This is a genomic window from Candidatus Clostridium eludens (assembly GCF_045310515.1).
In the GTDB taxonomy this organism is placed as follows: Bacteria; Bacillota; Clostridia; order Clostridiales; family Clostridiaceae; genus Clostridium_B; species Clostridium_B eludens.
Window position 1 is genome coordinate 33,534 of sequence record NZ_JBJHZX010000023.1, and the last position, 16,787, is coordinate 50,320.

The following is a 16,787-nucleotide window of genomic DNA, read 5'->3' on the forward strand; positions in this document are numbered from 1 at the left end:
TTTATGTATTAGAAAGGGTGAGGTATTTAAATGAGAAGGGTAATTTTAATAGTATTTGATAGTGTAGGTATAGGAGAGCTGCCAGATGCAGAAGAATATGGAGATGTGGGAAGTAATACTTTAGGAAATATATCAAAAGCCGTAGGTGGATTAGAACTCTCTAATCTACATAAGCTGGGAATTGGGAATATACAGGGAGCTAAAAATTTAAATAGATGTGCACAGCCTACAGGGAATTTTGGCAAATGTACAGAATTGTCTAAGGGAAAAGATACTGTAACGGGACATTGGGAAATTGCAGGAATTGTACTTAAAAAGTCTTTAAATACTTATCCAGATGGATTTCCACAGGATATAATAGAAGAATTTCAGGATAAAATTGGGAGAAAAGTACTTGGAAACAAAGTGGCATCAGGTACAGAAATAATAAATGAGTTGGGAAAAGAACATGTAGATACAGGGTATCCTATAGTGTATACTTCTGCAGATAGTGTATTCCAGGTAGCTGCCCATGAAGAGGTTATTCCCGTAGATGAGTTATATAAAATGTGCAGCACAGCAAGGAAAATGCTCTCGGGAGATAGAACTGTAGGAAGGGTAATTGCCAGGCCTTTTATTTATGATAAGGGGAAGTATGTAAGAACTTCAAATAGAAAAGATTTTGCACTGGATCCACCGGAAAAAACTATGCTTGATTATATAAAAGAAGCAGGACTAAATGTAATGGCAGTAGGAAAAATAGAAGATATATATAATAAAAGAGGAATAACAGAGGCAGTTCATATAAAAAATAATATGGATGGTATAGATAAAACTTTGAGTTATATGGAAAAAAATCAACCAGGTCTCATATTTACAAATTTGGTTGATTTTGATATGTTATATGGACATAGAAATGATGTAGAAGGATATGCTAAGGCTCTTATAGAAGCAGATGGAAGAATCCCTGAAATAATTTCCCGTATGAATGGAGAGGATGTACTTGTAATAACTGCAGATCATGGCTGTGATCCAACTACGGAAAGTACAGATCATTCCAGGGAGTATATACCTGTACTAGTATATGGTGAAAATTTAAAATCCAGAGTAGATATAGGAGTAAGAAAATGTTACTCGGATATAGGTAAAACTATATTAGATCTTTTAGATATAAAAAATGATTTATATGGAATTAGTTTTAAAGATCTAATAAAGAAGTAATTGAGAGATGCAAGGCATACATCTTTAGGGAGAAATTTAGTATGGATATGAAATATATAATTCAGAAGAAAAAAGTTGGTGAAAGTTTAACATCAGAAGAAATAGATGAAATGGTACAGGGATATATAAAGGAACAAATACCTGAGTATCAGATGTCAGCTTTTCTTATGGCAGTTTGTTTTCAAGGTATGACTGAACAGGAGACTGCAAATTTAACCATGTCTTTTGTTAATTCTGGAGATAAAATAGATTTATCAGATATTAAAGGTATAAAAGTAGATAAACATTCATCTGGAGGTGTAGGTGATAAAATTAGTTTGATTGTTGTGCCTTTAGTGGCTGCACTAGGCATACCTGTGGCTAAAATGAGCGGCAGGGGACTAGGTCACACCGGCGGTACTATAGACAAATTAGAAGCCATAGAAGGTTTTAATACCCAGTTAAGTAAAGGTGATTTTATAGACAATGTAAATACATATAAAATGGCTATTGTAGGTCAGTCCGCAAACCTAACCCCTGCAGACAAGAAGATTTATGCATTAAGAGATGTTACTTCCACAGTAGATAGTATTCCTTTAATAGCAAGTTCAATTATGAGTAAGAAAATAGCTTCAGGGGCAGATGCAATTGTTTTAGATGTAAAGGTAGGGTCTGGTGCATTTATGAAGTCCTTGGATGAAGCTAGAAATTTAGCAAGAACCATGGTCTCAATAGGCAAATCCCTTAATAAAAAAACTATAGCATTGCTTACGGATATGAATCAGCCTTTAGGGCATGAAGTGGGAAATGCCAACGAGGTTAAAGAAGCAATAGAAGTATTAAAAGGTAAGGGTGCAGAAGACGAAACTTTAGTAGCACTTACTATAGCTTCTTATATGGCAGTATTAGGCGGGGCATTTCAAGATGTAAATACCGCATATAAGGCTTTAGAAGAACTGATCAAATCAGGCAGGGCAATAGAAAAATTCAAGGAATTGGTAAGGATACAAGGAGGAAATCCCCAGGTAATTGATAATCCACAGATGCTTCCCCAGGCACAAAATCATATAGACATAAAAGCTCATAAAAGTGGCTATGTATACAAGATTCAGGCAGAATCCATGGGACGGTGTGCAATGTTACTTGGTGCCGGCAGGAAGACAAAAGAGGACATAATTGACTTATCTGCTGGAATTACAATGGTTAAGAAAGTGGGAGATAAGGTTTTATCAGGTGATACTCTCTGTATTTTACATAGTAATAAGGATAATTGTATGGAAGCAGAAAAAATAGCCCTAAATGCTTTTTCTATAGGTGATATACAGCCACCGAAAACTCCTTATGTTTACGATATTATAAAATAAAGAACTGTTATATAAGCACTATCATTATGTGTGTAATGTTAGTGCTTTATTTTTGATGAAAAGGTAAAAATAAGTTATAATATATAAATAACGAAAAGGATTGATATAATAAGATATAAGGTTAGTATAGAAAAGTGGTGAATTTATGGTTAATAATATTGATTTACCTAAAATAAAGCAAAAAATAATATTTATGCAAAGTAACCTAAATAAATTAAGGAAATTGCAAAAGATTTCTAAAGATATATTTATAGAAGATTTTAGAAATGTAGACAGTGCTAAGTATTTATTACAGGTGACGATTGAAGCTATGCTAGATATAAGTAATCATATAATAGCTAGAAATCGAATGGGAAAACCAAAGACTAACAAAGAAAGTTTTGAAATACTTGCAAAAGAGAATATTATAGATAGAAAGTATGTGAATATTTATTTTGCCATGGCCAAATTTAGAAACAGAATTGTTCATATATATTCTGATGTTAATGATGAAATGATTTATGAAATAACTCAAAATAATTTAGAAGACTTCGAAGCTTTTATTCAAACTATAATTAAAAATATTAATCTATAAGTAAATTATTAATTTTATTATAGAAAATTTCAAAGGTAAGTATATAGGATTGGAGGTGATAATGTGCTCAATATAGAAAATAAATTACAAAGCTTAAAAAAATATTTTAGTAGACAGTCTGATATTCTAGGCGTATGGATAATAGGGTCTTATGGAACTGAATATCAAAGAGAAGAAAGTGATATTGATTTTGCAATGCTTTATAATAAAGACATAAATGATTTAGAAGAAATTAAATATGCCTGTGATATTACAGAAGTACTTAAAATAGATAACATTGACACTATAAACTTAAGAAAAGCACCTATCACTCTTCAATTTAAAACCATAAATGAAGGTAGAAATTTATATGAAGCAGATTACATTAAAGTATGCGACTATATAGAATATGTAATAAATAGTTACCAGCATAACAAGTATTATTTAGATAAGTTTGATAAAGATTATTTTGGTAGTTTTTGATTTATAAAAGGGTAAGTTATATATTGAACATAAAATTGCATATGGTGGAATTGGTATATTGAGTAAAAGTATCCTGTTTTTTAGGGGGCGAAATTATGACAAGGTATATAAAAAGGCATGTCTATAATATAGCTGGGGATTCAATAGCAGCTAAAGAAATAGATAGTTCTAATTGTATTACAGGTGAGGCTGATCATTTATTGCTTAAGTTGAAGGAATCTTTTAAGAAGGCTGTAAGCATTGATATGATAGTAGCATTTTTAATGGAATCAGGAGTGAAGCTTCTAGAATCTGAATTTAAGGAAATAGCTAATCAAAATATACCTATAAGAATACTTACAGGAAATTATTTAAATATAACTCAACCTCAGGCTTTATATATGCTTAAAGATATTATGGGAGATAAAGTTGATTTGAGGTTTTATAATGTGCCTAATAAGTCCTTTCACCCCAAAGCCTATATTTTTCAGTATGAAAAGAGCGGAGATTTATATATAGGATCTTCTAATATATCAAAGTCTGCGCTGACCAATGGTATTGAATGGAATTATAGATTAGATAAAGAGAAGAATATACAGGATTACAACAGTTTTAAAAGTACCTTTGAGGATTTATTTTTTAATCATTCTACAATAATAGATGAACAGGAAATGAGAAGGTATTCTCAGGTTTGGATAAGACCAAAGCTATATAAACAGATGAATGATGAAGAAGATTTTTGTAATAACCGAGAAAGTAATTTCGTAGAAGATGAAAATACTGTAATTGGGCTTTATGAGCCAAGAGGAGCTCAAATAGAGGCTTTATATGAATTAAGAAAAAAGAGAGAAGAAGGATATGACAAAGGGTTAGTAGTTGCAGCTACAGGGATAGGAAAAACATATCTAGCTGCTTTTGATTCAAGATCTTATAATAGAGTTCTTTTTGTTGCACATAGAGAAGAAATATTGAATCAGGCAGCAGTTTCTTTTAAAAATGTAAGGCCGGATAAGTCTATAGGGCTTTTCTGCGGAGATAATAAGGATACTATTGATGATTTTATATTTGCTACAGTTCAAACCATTGGAAAGCCTGAGTATTTGAAGAATGAATATTTTACTAGAGAGGCTTTTGACTATATTGTAATAGATGAATTTCATCATGCTGCAGCAGGAAACTATAAAAATATCATAGATTATTTTGAGCCAAAATTCATGTTAGGTTTAACTGCCACACCAGAAAGACTGGATAACAAAGATGTATTTGCGTTATGTGACAATAATATTGCCTATGAGGTTAGATTATTGTCTGCAATTAATAAAGGCTGGTTGGTACCTTTCAGATATTATGGAATATATGATGGACTGGTGGATTATGAATCTATAGACTATAAAAATGGTAAATATGATGATAAACAGCTGGAATTAGCTTTAATGATAAATAAAAGAGGAGATTTAATAATTGCACATTATAAGAAATATAAAAGTGAAAGAGCTTTAGGATTCTGTTCCTCAAGAAAACATGCAGAATTTATGGCTGAATATTTCAACACCGGAGGAATAAAAGCCTGTGCTGTAGTCAGTGATGGAAGTTCTTCCTATTGTATGGATAGAAAAGAGGCAATAAATAAGCTGCGTAAGGGTGATATAAAGGTAATATTTTCAGTGGATATGTTTAATGAAGGTCTTGATATTCCATCGGTGGATCTGGTAATGTTTTTAAGACCTACACAGTCGCCAACAATATTTCTACAGCAGCTAGGAAGAGGTTTGCGCAAGTGGAAGAATAAAAGGTATTTAAATGTATTAGACTTTATAGGTAATTATAAAAAGGCAAATCTTATACCCTCATTTCTTACAGGTCATCCAAAGATTGCAGGGGATTATAGAATTATACCTGATGAGAATGAATATCCAGAGGATTGTTTTGTAGATTTTGATTTCAGGCTTGTAGATATATTTAAGAAAATGGCTCAGCGAGAAAAAAGGCTTCAGGATATGGTAAAAGACGAATACTATAGGATAAAAGGAAACTTAGGGCATAGACCTTCAAGAGTGGAACTGATTACCTACATTGAGAATCACATATATTATAAAATTAAAAATGCAGCAGATAAGAGTCCTTTTAAAAATTATTTTAGATTCTTAAGGGGCATAGATGAATTAACAGAAGATGAAGGTAAGCTCATAGATACAAAGGCAGAAAAATTTATAAATATGATAGAAAGAACCTCCATGTCTAAAACCTATAAAATGCCTGTATTTTTAGCTTTTTATAATAAAGGAGAATTGAAGATACGGATAAATGAAGATGATATATATAGTAGTTTTAAAAATTTCTATAGAAAAGGTTCAAATGCTGTAGATTTACTAAATCAAAAATCTACAGAAGGCTTTAAATCATGGGGTAAAAAACAGTGGTGTAAATTGGCACAAAGTAATCCATTGAAGTTTTTAGCAAAGACTGAAAAAGAGTTTTTTTATTTTGATAAAGATGAATACTGTTTAAATGAAAGTTTAAAGGAATTTAATATAAGTGAATCTTTTATGAGAAACTTTAAAGATGCAGTAGATTTTAGAATAAGAGAATATTATAAAAATAGGGTGGAAAATAAGAAAAAATAGAATATGTAAAGGAAGATTGAAAAATGAAGGTTTATAATAAATTGGTTCGTGATAAAATACCACAGGTAATAAAAACTGCAGGTAAAAAATTTGACATAAGAAAAGCGGATAAAGAGGAGCATTATAAATTGCTAGAAATGAAGTTAGAGGAAGAAGTAAAAGAATTTTTGGAAGATAAAAATTTAGAGGAACTGGCAGATATTATGGAAGTATTATTTGGACTGGCTGAGAATATGGGTTATAGTGAAAGTGACTTACTTCAAAAGAGGATGGAGAAGAAAAAAGAACGTGGAGGATTCAAGGAAGGTATTGTGTTGGAGAAAGTGTGGAATTAAAAGTTTTATTGGTAATAAGTTATTTAAGGAATTAGGAAGAGAATAGTTTAACTAAAAATGTATTTTTTGAAATTAAAAATGCAAATGTACCACTTCTTTGTCTTCATGACATTCGATTAGAATATGGGGGATTATGAGGACAAATAGATTTTCTTATACTTACAAAGCAGTATATTTGTATTTTAGAAACAAAACAACTTCAAGGCAATATAAATGTCAGTAAGGAAGGAAATTTTATAAGGGTATATACAGATAAATTTGGGAAAACTACAAAGATTGGAATGTATAGCCCTGCTGAACAAAATAGAAAGCATGTAAATTTAGTGAAGAAGCTGATAAAAGAAAAATTTAATATAGATAAAGTACCAATAAAATCTCTTATTGTAATGGCAAATCCTAAGACCATTATTAGGAAAGATTATGCTCCTAAAGAAATTCAAGAACAGATTATAAGAGCAGAAAATTTATCCTCCTGCTTGTCAAAGTGGATTGACGAAATTGATTATAGTTTAAAAGAGAATATGGTTTTTACTATTGCTAATTATTTAAAAGAAAATCATAAACCTATTATTTTTGATTATAATGCAAAATATAAATTAGATGAAAAGTCAACAATTGTAGGTAATAATATGCATGAGTTAGAACAGGATAAGAACAAAGGAATTGATAAAAATGTTAAAGATGAAGATATATTAATAAAGAGCAAAGAAATTGAATCTACAGATTTAGACAGTTTAAGAGTGAAGTTAAAAAAATTTAGACTAGAAACTTTTAGAAAAGAAAATGTTAAACCATATTTCATATTTAGTAATAGGGAAATGGAAGTACTAATAGAAGAAAGACCTCAGAGTAGGGACGAGTTGCTTAAAGTAAAAGGATTTGGAGAGAAAAAAGTTGAGAAGTATGGTGAGGGAATTTTAAAGATTTTTAATATAAAAGATGAAAAATTCAAATTTTAATTGAATACATATGGCTAATAAATTAAATTTTGTGTCGACTTTGTTAACACTCTGTAACCTTACAAAAATGTAAGGTTATTTTTATATAAATAGATTGGTGCTTCTTATTTATTAAATTAGAATTTACTTAAGGTCTGAGATATTAAAGTATATAGAAATTTAGTTTAGGAGGCTTTCACTATGAAAAAAACTATAACTTATATACAAAGATTTTTAATTATCTTTGTAATCATTGCATATAGTTTACCTTATTTTTGTTGCCCAATATCTATTATTTATCATATGTTAAGTACGAAAAATATCACTATTTCAGAGAACAAAAAAGTAAAAAGCAACACTTCTTTATTAAGTAACAAGAATAAAGAACCTTTAACTGAAAATAATGTGGAAAAATTTGCAGATAGTATTTTTAATGAACAGTTGAAAAGGCTTAATGTACCTGGAGCAGTTTTTACGGTTGTTGATCAAAACAAAATACTTTTTCAAAAAGGATATGGTTATTCTGATATAGATAAAAAAGTACTAGTAGACCCCAAAAAGACTATTTTTAGGGTAGCTTCCGTTTCAAAGCTTTTTACTGCTACAGCTGTTATGCAGCTCAAAGAAAAAGGTAAAGTAAATTTAAATGAAGATATAAATGCCTATTTTAAGGACTTTAAAATAAAAAATAACTATTCAAAACCTGTAACTCTTGAAAATCTATTAACTCATACTGGTGGATTTGATGAAAGACTTGTTGGGGAACAGACAGAAAGCTATCTTCAAGAAAAGTCACTTAAGGATAGCCTAATATCTCATTTACGTCCTCTAATTCGTGAACCAGGTGAAGCCCCACAATATAGTAACTATGGTATGGCTGTAGCTGGATACGTAGTTGAAAGTGTATCTGGTATCCCTTTTTATAAATATATGGAAGATAATATATTTACTCCTCTTCACATGAATAGTAGCAGCTTTGTTTTTAATAATAAAGTACTAGGCAATCTGTCCCAAGGGTATGATTATAAAAAGGGTAAATATGTTAAAGTACCTATCTATGGACAAGCTCTTACACCAGCAGGTGGACTTAAAACTACAGCGGATGATATGGCTAAATTTATGATTGCACATTTAAATGATGGTACCTATGGAAACACACATATATTAAATAAGAATACTGCAGAAGATATGCATAGTCAGCATTTTGCATTCAATAAAAATATGGTTGGGATCTGCTATGGATTTGAGCAGAATTATGTAAATGGTATTAGAACAATTTATCATCGTGGTGATGATTATGGTTTTCACAGTATGCTGTGCTTAATACCTAATAGCAATTTAGGATTTTTTATTTCAACTAATGGTGAAGCAGGAACTAACTTATGTATCAATATAGCAAATCAATTCATAAGCAGATACTGCACCCAATCTAAAATTAAAACCAGTTTCATTAATAAAGCTAAATCTACCAAAAGTGACCTTGAAAAATTTGAAGGAACCTATCGCGGCGTTAGATATCCAAGAAAAGAAATAGGAAAGTTATTATTATTAATGTCTCCAACCATAAATGTTAAAAGCAATAATAATACATTGATTATGAACTATCCTGGTGGGCAGGATAGTTATACAGAAATAGAACCGTCCCTTTTTAAAAACATTAAAAAGGGAGATATGATTGCATTTAAGTCAGACGGACAAGGAAATGTAAACTATATGCTTCAAGATGGATCAACTGTTGCACTTGAAAAAATTCATTGGTATGAAAATCCGAACTTGCATAAAGCCATTTTTATACTTTTTGCATTATCATTTTTATGTATACTCTTTATGATGATATTACTTAATTTTAAAAATAAGGCTAGGCAAGAACCGTCAATTTATAAATATCATAGATGGATTATACTACTTATATGCATTTTAAATTTAGTATTTTTATTAGGAATGACTAAGGAATGTGTGGCTTTATCATCGTCTCTTATGTTTTCACCTAAACTGCCCAAGGCAGCTATATGTTTATTGTTTATTCCCATATTCACTACCATACTTACTTTTGGACAAATGTTTTCAATATTTATATATCGCAATAGAAAATCATTTAATTTTATAGCTATACGTTACATAGTAATTTATTGTATATTTCTAATGTTTAATCTATTTCTGAATTATTGGAATCTCTTTGGATTCAAGTTTTATTAGTATCACTGCTATCAGCTTCCTTCAATAGTAAAAATATGATATATTAAAGAAAAGCTACTGAAATATCATATCTTAACTTTAAAGGGAGGAAGCTGATTTGTACAAGATACTCGTTATTGAGGATGATATCAAACTTAATAGACTTATAGCAGAGTATCTCCAAAAATATGGATATGAACCTATTATCATAGAAGATTTTAAGAATGTAGAAAAAGAAATGAAAGAAGCAACAGTTGATTTGATTCTGCTAGATATAAATCTTCCATATTATGATGGGTTTCAATTATGTAAGACTTTTAGAAGAACTTCAAAAATACCCATAATTATTATTTCTTCACGCAATAGTGAGGAAGAGCAGATAAGGGGGATTGAATTAGGGGCAGATGATTATATTTCAAAGCCCTTTAGTTTTGACTTTCTTCTTACTAAGATCCAGGCCACAATAAGGAGAGTATATGGTGAATATGCAGATGAAGTAAATATAATTGAAAGTTTAAGTGGTATTAAGCTTAATAAAGATACATTTAAAATGGTTTATAATCAAATTGAAATTGAACTCAGCAAAAATGAGTTTAAGCTTTTAAGTAAGCTCATTAAAAACCAAAATAAAATTATCAGTAGAGAAGAACTTTTAGAGGAAATTTGGGATGATGTTACTTTTGTAGATGATAATACTTTAACTGTGAATATAACAAGAATAAGAAATAAACTTAAGGGATTAGGTGTTGATGAATCTATATCAACTAAGCGGGGTATAGGATATATGTTTCAGTCTAATTGTTGATGAGAGGAATTAACATGAGTAGAAAACTATTAATTAATTTTATAAAAGATAAACTATTTTTTACCATGACATATTTTTTTAATACTTTTTTGATCATTCTTTATTCCTATTTGGTGGCTGTGAAATTTGATGTAGTATATCCTTTGCTGCTATCAATAATAATATATATTTTTTTAATACTAAATGAATGGATTAAATATTACAAATTTAATAGAAGCCTTAATGAAGGTATAGAAAATAGGTATTTTAATTTAGATCCTAGAACGCGAGAACAACAGAAAGTTGCTAGAGCTATATTTAAGATACATGAAAATTATACAAATCAGATAAGTGCAATTCGTGCCGAAAATACAAATAATAAATATTTTCTATCACAATGGATTCACAATATAAAAACTCCTGCTTCAATAATTGATCTTATTATCGAAAATGCTATCAATGAAATAGGTTTTAATAAAATAAATACATTGAATTTTTTTCTGGATATAAGAGAAGAAAATAGTAAAGTTAAAAATAGTTTGGATCAAATTCTAAATATTAGTAGATTAAATAATTTCTCAAAAGATTATGAACCTCAAACAGTGGATCTAATTTCCTTGTTAAAGGAAATTATCAATAGTAAAAAAAGTCTGTTTATTTATAATAATGTATTTCCTAAAATAGAATTTCAATGGGAAGAAGCATTAATTATTACAGATAAAAAGTGGAATAAATTTATGCTTGAACAGATTTTAGTAAATGCTATTAAATATTCTCATAATAGTAAGGAGCAGAAGTATGTGCATTTTAAAATATCTATGAGTAATAAAAAAACCATATTAACAATTAGAGATGAGGGTATTGGAATTCCCAGCTATGATCTAAAAAGAGTTTTTGAACCCTTCTTTACAGGAGAAAACGGGCGAAAAATACAAAATTCCACAGGCATAGGCTTATATATATGTAAAGTGATAGCTAAAAAGTTGAATCATAATGTAGTTATAGAGTCTGAGATTAATAAAGGAACTACTGTTTCAATTATTTATCCATCAAAAATTTAATTATAATGGAGTGATAGGATGGAGATATTATGTGCTGAGGATATTGTTAAAGTATATGAAGGGAGTTTGGAAATTAACTCTACTAATGTATTAAATGGCATCAGTTTGAGTATTGAAAGTGGAGAATTTACTGCTATCATGGGCCAATCTGGAAGCGGAAAAACTACCCTGATTAATATATTGTCAGGTATTGATAAACCTAATAGTGGAACAGTGAAAATAATGAATAAATACATAACTTCATTGAACAAGAGAGGAAGATCTATTTTTAGACGAGAAAATTTAGGAATTATATTCCAGGCCTTTAATTTACTTGACAATATTACACTAGCGGAAAATGCTGCACTTCCCTTGATATTTAATGGGAGGAATACACAAGAAATTGACGAAAAAATAAAAAAATATTTTACCTTTTTCAATATATATGATATTAAAGACAAGTATCCTTATAGTGTGTCTGTGGGTGAACGGCAAAGAGCAGCAGCATGTAGGGCATTGATAAATGAACCAAGCATCATTTTGGCTGATGAACCTACAGGAAGCCTTGACCCAGGTACTTCAAAAAAATTTATGAGATATATGCAGATAATAAATGAGGAAAGAAATGCAACAATACTTATGGTTACACACGACGTTCAGGCAGCAAGCTACTGCAAACGAGTGATTTTTATAAATGATGGAAAGATATGTACGCAAATATATAATAAAGGAGATCAAAGCGCTTTTTTCAATAGAATACTAGATACTCTTGCGGTGATTAGTGGTGAATAATATGAATTACAGAAAAATAATTAAACAAAATATAAAATCAAATTTCAGTGAATATTTTGCTTATATATTTTCTTTGATGGTTTCAGTCTTATTCTTTTTTATTCAATTTACTCTATGCAATGCGTACATAGTAATTGGACAAAATAATATTATTATGATATCCTCAATCGGTGTGTTTAATACAGCCCTATGGTGTATATTTACACATATATCCTTTATGAAATGTCGTCAAAAAGACTTTGTAATATTTTTAGCTTTGGGTATGACACATCATGAGCTTAAGTTACTTCTTCTTCTTGAAAATATTTTAATTTTTCTTATATATATGCCTATAGGATTAATTCTAGGTATTATGTTTTCAAAAATCATTGCTCTTTCCATATTCAAACTCGTAGGAATTTCTCATGTTACTTTTCATTTTAAATCAATAGTTTATATAATTACTATTGGTTATTATACAATACTTACTATTATATTCATCTTATGGACATTTAAATTCATTAATAGCCTACCTGTATTAGATGAACCAAATCACAAGATTTTAAATAGACTATATGCTAGAAATAAGTATATATTAAAAGTTTCTATAATCTCTTTGATATTGTGTTGTATTTATTTAAATGAAATGTTGGGCTTACCTACTAGAATTAGATACTATGTTAATTATTCTTTTATATCTATAATCGGAACTTATTTATTATTTTTAACTCTCATAAAAACTCTTAGTATCTTTATAAAATCAAATAAAAATTTTTATTATAAGAGAATTTTTTTAATAAATGAAGTAGAAACCTTTTTTAGAAGTAACAAAATTATTATTTTCTTTATTGCGTTCTTAAACTTCATATTCTGTATTTGTAAGAGGATTTATTATTTACCTGACTCAAGAATATATTATGCTCATGTTATTTTTCAGAATTCTGTTTTTAATTTGATATATACATTTATTGTATTGCTAAGTTTTATTGCTTCTGCAGTGATAATGTACTTTAAAATGAAAATTGATTTCTATAGTTGGAAATTTAAAAAAAATAACTTATATGACATTGGATTGATTGATGAAGAAATAAATGCCCTATTGATATGTAAACTTAAATTAATATTTTTTTCACATGTGATTTTAATAGCATTGGCAAGTATTATATATATCTTCCTTTTAAAGCTTAGTAGAGAATTCATAATAAGTACAATTAAAATATTGAGCTACTATTTTATTATACAATTATTAGGTTATATTATTGCTAAAGATAAATTAATTGAAATTTCATATACCTCTCATGCTAGCAGCGCAGCAGTCAAGAACTTGAAATTTTAAATTTTGATAAAAATTTAAGAGATTCAAAAAATAAAAAATCACCCATCAAGTTGGAATTTGCTCCAAAATTAAAATTTAGTATTCCAAAAACTAGTCAAAAGTATTCTTATATACAATTATTGATTGTATTATGCTGAAATACCAAATATTTACTTAAATAAAACATGAATTTATATTCTCATGTCTCTTGATTACTAGAAACATGCTCATTATTTATTTTTCCAAGCATCATCATTATTATTGCACCAACAATTGAAATTACAGCAGTATTTAAGAATTTATGTGGTATGAAATAACATGATACACTTAATAAAAAAGTAATTATTATAGAAGTGTATTTGAGCTTCATTCTTCGTTCGTTACTTTTTATTCTTTTATTAACGTTGTCTACGGGAGCAAAAATGCAAACAAGTATAAATGAAATAATTAATGAGGTTATAAAAATAATATTATTGAATGAAATATACTTACCCATAATAATCATTCCTAAAAATATAATAAAACTAATAAAGAAACATCCCCAGTAAGTTTTTGCATGATATCCACCTGAAAATAACCTAATGGGGCAGAAAAAAATAAGAATAACTAGATAGTATTTTTGAAGTGAAAATAACCAAAATATAATAAAGTAGGGAATGATTTTGGTAACTTCATCAAAAATACAAATTAATCCGTATTCTATTTTCTTTAGGTCTAAATCAGAAAATTCAGGATTTGTTTTAGAAATTTGGTTTACTAAACAACTTATAATGTTACTCATTTATGTTTCCCTCCATCTTAAACTTTATCAAAAATTTAGTTCTTTCTGGAACACTTTTTACAGATATAGTCCCATTATTTTTCTCAACTAATTGTTTAGTAATATACAATCCAAAACCATGAGTATCATTTTGTTTAGTTTTTGTAGAAAAACCTTTGTTAAAGACTTTTTTTACTATATTTTCAGGAATAACATCTCCATTGTCAGATACCTCAATACAAAAGTTTTCGTATTCCTTAAAGGTAGTAATAGATATTTCTTTACGCTGAATATTTGATGTAAGCTGAAATGATTCAAAGGCATTATCTACAAGGTTACTTATAATACTTATTAATTCATCTTGTCTAATTTTTAACAAACTAAAAGATTCTTTAATTGTTACCTTAAAATCTATGTTGTTTTTTACTGCATAGTTGTTTTTTATAGATAATAGTCCGTCTATATAATCATTCCCTGTATCTAAATATCTAAAAGAGGAATGTATTGTATCTGAAATTTGTCGCACATAATTATCTATCCTCTCTACAGTATTAGGCTTGTTTAATGAGCATAGCCCCTGTATAACATTAATATGATTGGCAAAATCATGTTTTTCCTGTCTTATTATACTAATTATTTCTTCCATATTTTTAATTTGGTGCTCTTGAATTTTATAATTGATACTTATATCCACAGCTAGTTGTTTTTCTTGTAAGCTTTTAAATTTTGCTATTAAGAATATAAAATACATAATGAAAATAAAAATGTTATAGGTTTGGATATTCTTTATATTAAAAATACCATAGTTAATACAAAATATAAAAAGGGTAAACACACCTAATTCAAGTATTAAATTAGCAAAGATAGCTCCCTCTCTTTCGAATAATCTAAGTTTAGTAAAATATGAATTAAACTTAAAAATCATTGCTACAATAAGTATTTGTAATATTTTCGAAGTTAATGTAGCGATCCATACATATCTAAAATCAAAAAAAGCTTGATTTAAATTTATGTTAAATATAACCATTAGAATGATTTGAGTAAAAAATTCAGTACTAAAAAGTATTGTAAAAAATAAAGAAACAATAATTGCAGAATGAAAAATCCTTATTTTTGTAATCCAGGAAAGTATTAAAGTAATAAATACTACAAGAAACAGTGTATGATAGACTAGCAGCATATGCAATCTACTCCAATAGGCTGCAAAAACAAGGAATATAAATAATAGTCCTGTCTTAATTTTGTTCTGTATTATAAATCTTTTTTTATCATATAGTGTTTCAAAAATTCCTAAAAGAAGTAACGTTTCTATAATATCTACAACTATTTGTCTTATGGCAATATGCATAAATTTCTCCTTTCATTCTTGTTTTTTTATAAATGTTGTAGATTCATAAAAAATCTACAACATTTATAAAAAACCTAATGAATTATTTTAGAAGCTCATCAGGACATTTTGGCTGGTGTCCCATCCCCCAACATGTAGGAGTCATAACTATTTCTGACAAAAGCAGAGAAACAGATCCTACCATTTTCATACTTTTTTCTAATAACTCTTCTTTTAATTTTTCTTTTTTCAACGATTTCATTTTCCATATCCCTCCTGTAAAGCATATTAATTTATAAATTCTACAATATATTGAATTTTCCTGCTATTTTTTAAAAAAAATAAAACTTAAGAAAATCAAGTTTTATTTTCCTAAATGCAAAAGCATAAGTCAGTTTTATGGAATTTATCTGCCCAAAGTGTTTTAATAAAGAAAAAGGAAGAACGAAATATATCGTACATATTAACATAAGGAGTGAAAAATATGGATAAATTAATATGTTTAGTAGGTGAATCGGGTAGTGGTAAATCTACTATGGCAACACTATTAGAAAAGGAAGGGTATAATTACATACGGTCGTATACAACCAGAAAACCTAGACATGAGGGAGAAAGGGGACATATCTTTGTTGATATTGTTCCCTCTATAACTGTAGATAATGGAAAAGAGGGTTTTGAGGGAGCTTTAGATGAAGAAAATATAATAGCCTATACCTTCTTTGATAAGGCTCATTATTGGTCAACCAAAGAGCAATATCAAGGTAAAGGAACTAGCATTTATATAATAGATCCCACAGGAGTTAAATATTTAAAAGAAAAGGTAAAAGATGCTGAAATAATGGTTATATATTTGAAGGCAGACGAACGGAAAAGAAAAGCTAGGATAATTAATAGAGGTTGTGAGAAAATCAAGTTTGTTCCATCAAGTAGAAATCAACAAAAAAGAATGCGAATGCAAATAAAAACGACAACACAGCAAGAAGTATATAGAAGAATAAAATATGATAGAGATGTTTTTAAAATCATTAAATGCGATTATGTTATAGATGCTAATAGAAGTATAGAAGAAGTTTTAGAGGATATAAAAAGGATTATAAGAAGAGAAGATTTATAATTAACGCAAAAATTATTCGACAATTAAAGGGATTTTAACACAATTT

16 protein-coding genes are annotated in these 16,787 nt (G+C 28.7%); 13 read left to right on the top strand and 3 right to left on the bottom strand.

Annotation, left to right across the window (positions count from 1 at the left end; translation table 11 throughout):
• Positions 1–30 precede the first annotated feature (30 nt).
• The 12 genes from ACJDU8_RS15265 to ACJDU8_RS15320 all read left to right on the top strand — a co-directional run bounded on the left by ACJDU8_RS15265 (position 31) and on the right by ACJDU8_RS15320 (position 13,561).
• Positions 31–1,200: a phosphopentomutase gene (locus ACJDU8_RS15265; RefSeq protein WP_406793016.1), complete on the top strand. Its 1,170-nt coding sequence runs from the start codon at positions 31–33 to the stop codon at positions 1,198–1,200.
• 41 nt (positions 1,201–1,241) lie between these two features.
• Entirely contained in the window at positions 1,242–2,543 is a 1,302-nt protein-coding gene (locus tag ACJDU8_RS15270; RefSeq protein WP_406793017.1) for a pyrimidine-nucleoside phosphorylase, read from the top strand.
• A 145-nt stretch (positions 2,544–2,688) separates the two neighbouring features.
• Positions 2,689–3,117 carry a type VII toxin-antitoxin system HepT family RNase toxin gene (gene hepT / locus ACJDU8_RS15275; protein ID WP_406793018.1) on the top strand — a complete coding sequence of 143 codons (429 nt, stop codon included), beginning with the start codon at positions 2,689–2,691 and terminating at the stop codon, positions 3,115–3,117.
• 63 nt (positions 3,118–3,180) lie between these two features.
• Positions 3,181–3,579: a type VII toxin-antitoxin system MntA family adenylyltransferase antitoxin gene (mntA, locus tag ACJDU8_RS15280; protein ID WP_406793019.1), complete on the top strand. Its 399-nt coding sequence runs from the start codon at positions 3,181–3,183 to the stop codon at positions 3,577–3,579.
• 95 nt (positions 3,580–3,674) lie between these two features.
• The gene (locus tag ACJDU8_RS15285) at positions 3,675–6,182 is read left to right on the top strand and encodes a DEAD/DEAH box helicase family protein (RefSeq protein ID WP_406793020.1); all 2,508 of its coding nucleotides are present in this window, start codon (positions 3,675–3,677) and stop codon (positions 6,180–6,182) included.
• A 23-nt stretch (positions 6,183–6,205) separates the two neighbouring features.
• Entirely contained in the window at positions 6,206–6,517 is a 312-nt protein-coding gene (locus ACJDU8_RS15290) for a phosphoribosyl-ATP pyrophosphohydrolase (RefSeq protein ID WP_406793021.1), read from the top strand.
• Positions 6,518–6,660: 143 nt separating this feature from the next.
• Complete coding sequence (locus ACJDU8_RS15295) at positions 6,661–7,476, top strand: HRDC domain-containing protein (RefSeq protein WP_406793059.1); 816 nt, start codon at positions 6,661–6,663, stop codon at positions 7,474–7,476.
• A gap of 180 nt (positions 7,477–7,656) precedes the next feature.
• Complete coding sequence (locus ACJDU8_RS15300) at positions 7,657–9,651, top strand: serine hydrolase domain-containing protein (RefSeq protein WP_406793022.1); 1,995 nt, start codon at positions 7,657–7,659, stop codon at positions 9,649–9,651.
• 97 nt (positions 9,652–9,748) lie between these two features.
• Positions 9,749–10,435 carry a response regulator transcription factor gene (locus ACJDU8_RS15305; RefSeq protein ID WP_406793023.1) on the top strand — a complete coding sequence of 229 codons (687 nt, stop codon included), beginning with the start codon at positions 9,749–9,751 and terminating at the stop codon, positions 10,433–10,435.
• A 14-nt stretch (positions 10,436–10,449) separates the two neighbouring features.
• Positions 10,450–11,475, top strand: a complete 1,026-nt coding sequence (locus ACJDU8_RS15310; RefSeq protein WP_406793024.1) for a sensor histidine kinase — start codon at positions 10,450–10,452, stop codon at positions 11,473–11,475.
• 18 nt (positions 11,476–11,493) lie between these two features.
• Positions 11,494–12,246 carry an ABC transporter ATP-binding protein gene (locus ACJDU8_RS15315; RefSeq protein WP_406793025.1) on the top strand — a complete coding sequence of 251 codons (753 nt, stop codon included), beginning with the start codon at positions 11,494–11,496 and terminating at the stop codon, positions 12,244–12,246.
• 154 nt (positions 12,247–12,400) lie between these two features.
• Positions 12,401–13,561, top strand: a complete 1,161-nt coding sequence (locus ACJDU8_RS15320) for an FtsX-like permease family protein (protein ID WP_406793060.1) — start codon at positions 12,401–12,403, stop codon at positions 13,559–13,561.
• A gap of 178 nt (positions 13,562–13,739) precedes the next feature.
• Here ACJDU8_RS15320 and ACJDU8_RS15325 read toward each other — a convergent pair whose 3' ends face one another.
• From ACJDU8_RS15325 to ACJDU8_RS15335, 3 genes are all read right to left on the bottom strand, one after another.
• Positions 13,740–14,321: an accessory gene regulator ArgB-like protein gene (locus ACJDU8_RS15325; RefSeq protein WP_406793026.1), complete on the bottom strand. Its 582-nt coding sequence runs from the start codon at positions 14,319–14,321 to the stop codon at positions 13,740–13,742.
• Entirely contained in the window at positions 14,314–15,648 is a 1,335-nt protein-coding gene (locus ACJDU8_RS15330) for a sensor histidine kinase (RefSeq protein WP_406793027.1), read from the bottom strand. The genes ACJDU8_RS15325 and ACJDU8_RS15330 overlap by 8 nt, the downstream gene beginning before the upstream one ends.
• A gap of 82 nt (positions 15,649–15,730) precedes the next feature.
• Positions 15,731–15,889, bottom strand: a complete 159-nt coding sequence (locus tag ACJDU8_RS15335; RefSeq protein WP_406793028.1) for a cyclic lactone autoinducer peptide — start codon at positions 15,887–15,889, stop codon at positions 15,731–15,733.
• Positions 15,890–16,111: 222 nt separating this feature from the next.
• On the opposite strand from ACJDU8_RS15335, the gene ACJDU8_RS15340 reads away from it, so the two are divergent.
• Complete coding sequence (locus ACJDU8_RS15340) at positions 16,112–16,741, top strand: AAA family ATPase (protein WP_406793029.1); 630 nt, start codon at positions 16,112–16,114, stop codon at positions 16,739–16,741.
• Positions 16,742–16,787: the final 46 nt, after the last annotated feature.